The organism is Vibrio sp. 1249-1 (assembly GCF_033340495.1).
Genome location: NZ_JAWOWJ010000790.1, coordinates 1 through 605, shown reverse-complemented (window position 1 = coordinate 605; position 605 = coordinate 1). Strand labels below are relative to the sequence as shown.

The following is a 605-nucleotide window of genomic DNA, read 5'->3' as shown; positions in this document are numbered from 1 at the left end:
AATACCGTTTTCCACCAACCACTGGTTAAGCGCTCGCTCTTCCTCGCCTTTAGAGAAAAAGGCCATATGACGTACTTCTACGCCTAGTGGAAAGTTAGGCGGGAAACTGGCGCAAAACTTTTTCAAACGTTCAAGATACTCTGGGCCAAAAGCTGCTGGGAGTTGTATCGTCCATTGACCGACGCGCTCATGCAAGGGCTCCATGATTTTCATAAAATCACGAAGTTGCTCGTTGCAACCTCTTAGCATTTGTTCATGAGTGATAGCCTTAGGGAGCTTAAACGTAAACTTAAAATCGTCGTGCGTTGCCGCTTTCCAATTTTGCACCGTGTTGTGTGTCGGCGTGGCGTAAAAGGTGGTATTTCCTTCCACAGTATGAAATACCTGAGCGTATTTTTCTAAACGCTCAGCAGGTTTAGTTCCACTACCGTAAAAGCTTTGTTGCCATTGGTTGTGAGACCACATGGTTAAACCAAGTCGAAGGGGTAAATTATCCATCATTCTTTATTGTTTGTATCTCCTGTACGCACTTTACGAGAGTTTTGCTGAAATAGGTAATTTAGCGCTATAATCAGCACCAATTTTTTCGCTTTGGTGGGCTTTTG

At 44.0% G+C, this 605-nt stretch carries 1 protein-coding gene; it reads right to left on the bottom strand.

The annotated features are described in order from the left end of the window. The coding region (locus R7Z50_RS28935; RefSeq protein WP_318149938.1) for a DUF72 domain-containing protein at positions 1-498 on the bottom strand (498 nt) is incomplete at its 3' end. Between the last annotated feature and the right edge of the window lie 107 nt (positions 499-605).